2 protein-coding genes and 2 pseudogenes are annotated in these 2,427 nt (G+C 41.8%); all 4 read left to right on the forward strand.

What is annotated here, in order from left to right:
* Nucleotides 1-755, forward strand: a pseudogene (locus Q0X72_RS13640) (SLC13 family permease); the annotation flags it as partial.
* A gap of 49 nt (nt 756-804) precedes the next feature.
* Nucleotides 805-1,497, forward strand: coding sequence for a MotA/TolQ/ExbB proton channel family protein (locus tag Q0X72_RS13645; RefSeq protein WP_297766537.1), 693 nt, complete (start codon nt 805-807; stop codon nt 1,495-1,497).
* Between the two features lie 9 nt (nt 1,498-1,506).
* Entirely contained in the window at nt 1,507-1,893 is a 387-nt protein-coding gene (locus Q0X72_RS13650; protein ID WP_297766535.1) for a biopolymer transporter ExbD, read from the forward strand.
* Nucleotides 1,893-2,427: pseudogene (locus Q0X72_RS13655) on the forward strand (energy transducer TonB); the annotation flags it as partial. The gene Q0X72_RS13650 and the pseudogene Q0X72_RS13655, both read left to right, overlap by 1 nt.

Genomic DNA, 2,427 nt, shown 5'->3' on the forward strand with positions numbered 1-2,427 from the left:
CGGTATTATTTGCATTGCGATACAATGTTTTTAAAGGAGAAATTGAAGGGGATCTGGAAGAGAAGGAAATTCCAAAATCACCCTATGGGGCTACCATGCTTTATTTAGGATTGGGATCTATTGTATTTGTTCCTTTTTTTAAGACCATTACACACCTTCCACCTTATGTTGGGATGATGTTGTCATTGGCTATTGTAGCTACTTTTGCAGAGATCTATAGTAATGCTAAATTTACTATTACTACTGTAGATTTTGATGAAGATACGGGGTCTCATCATAGTCCGGTGCACGCTTCACTATCTAAAATAGAATTACCAAGTATACTTTTCTTTCTGGGAATACTTTTAGCTGTGGCGGCTTTGGAATCCTTAGGGATGTTATTCGAATTTGCCGGAGTACTAGATGAAAAGATGCCTTTGTTAGGATCTGAAACAATGGGTCAGACCGTTTCGGATCTTGTAATAATAATACTGGGGGTAGGTTCTGCGGTTATTGATAATGTGCCATTAGTGGCGGCCAGTATGGGGATGTTCTCTATTCCTATCGATGATCCGGTATGGCATTTTATAGCATTTTCTGCAGGAACCGGAGGCAGTATGCTTATTATTGGATCTGCTGCCGGGGTAGTAGCCATGGGAATGGAGAAAATAGATTTCTTCTGGTATTTCAGGAAAATTGCATGGTTGGCACTACTTGGTTTCCTTGCCGGATCGGTTACTTTTGTATTAATTCGAAATTTAGTCTTAAACGCATAATTAAATCAGCAGATTACCGTTATAGGGGCAAATTAATAAGAGAATGCATATGGTAATGTTTCAAGATCTTGTGAATGAGTCACAAGTAGGGGAGGTTATATCCGAAGAAAAGACACTTTCCGTCATAGATCTAATCTTAAGTGGGGGTACTGGGAGTATCGTCATTATTTCAGTCTTATTCGCAATGCTTGCGGTGGCCTTGTACATTTATTTTGAGCGATTACTGGCCGTTAAAGCGGCCTCTATGATCGACAAGAACTTTATGAATCAAATCAGGGATCATGTGATGAATGGCAAGCTGGATGCTGCCAAGATCCTTTGTGCCCAAACAGATTCTCCTGTGGCCCGGTTAACAGAAAAAGGGGTTTCCAGGATCGGGAAACCTCTGGACGATATCAATGCAGCTATTGAGAATGCAGGTACTTTAGAAGTATATAAACTGGAAAAGAACGTAAATGTCCTGGCTACTGTGGCGGGAGCTGCACCCATGATAGGGTTTTTAGGAACTGTCATAGGTATGATCCTTGCTTTCCATCAGATGGCGAGTAGTGGCGGACAAGCGGAGATGGGAGCTTTGGCCTCGGGGATCTATACGGCCATGACCACTACCGTTGCCGGATTGGTTGTTGGGATCATAGCCTATATGGGTTATAATCATTTAGTGAACCGCATAGATAAGGTGATCCATAAGATGGAGGCCAACGCTGTGGATTTCCTTGATCTTTTAAACGAACCTGTTTAACTACTTCCCATGAAACTGAAAGGTAGAAATAAGATCAGCCCGGAGTTTAGTATGTCTTCTATGACAGACATTGTATTCCTATTGCTTATCTTTTTTATGTTAACAGCAAATTCGCCTAATGCGCTGGATATGCTCTTGCCCAAGGCGAAAGGAAAATCGACCAATACGCAGAATGTATCTGTTTCCATCAATAAGAATCTGGAATACTTCGTTAACAATCAGCAGATCAACGGAGACTATATTGAAATTGAATTAAAAAAAGCACTGGAAGGGAAAGACAAACCTACCATTATCCTAAGGGCAGAAGAAAGCGTGGCTATCAAAGAAGCCGTGAATGTCATGGATATTGCCAATAGGAATAGCTATAAGGTGATCCTTGCGGTGCGCCCGAATTAATGTCGTTATTTGATACGAGACACAAGAAAAAGTCCTTCACACTTACTACCATACTTTTAAGTGTACTGCTGCTGTTGATGTTCTATATTGGTCTTACCTATATGGAACCTCCAATTGAGACGGGTATCACAGTGAATTTTGGAGCACTTGAATTCGGTATGGGGGATGAGCAACCTAAAAAGAAGGTCAAATCAGTGCCCGTAAAAAAACCGGTGGTAAAAGAAGAGACGCCGGTAGAGCAAGTGGAGCCAAAGGAGAAGGCGGTCCCTGAAAACGTGTCAGAAGAGAAGCCTTCAGAAAAACTTCTCACCCAGGAGAATGAAGAGTCTATTAAAATAAAGCAGCAACAAGAAGCCGAAAGAAGGGCTGAAGAAGCTGCAAAAAAAGCTAAAGAAGAGGACGAAAGAATAGAACGAGAAAAGAAAGCGGCCGAGGAAAAGATCAGAAAGGAACAAGAAGCGAAAAAACAAGAAGTCGATGCCTTGCTTGGTGGATTGAACAATGCTGAGGGAGAAGTGGCCGAGGGTGAAGGAG

Origin of the sequence: uncultured Muriicola sp. (genome assembly GCF_947258935.1) — a bacterium.
Lineage (GTDB): Bacteria > Bacteroidota > Bacteroidia > Flavobacteriales > Flavobacteriaceae > Muriicola.

Bases quoted from the DNA above. Each gene is read 5' to 3' on its own strand.
- Q0X72_RS13650 (WP_297766535.1), top strand. From the start codon at position 1,507: ATGAAACTGAAAGGTAGAAATAAGATCAGCCCGGAGTTTAGTATGTCT.
- Q0X72_RS13645 (WP_297766537.1), top strand. From the start codon at position 805: ATGGTAATGTTTCAAGATCTTGTGAATGAGTCACAAGTAGGGGAGGTT.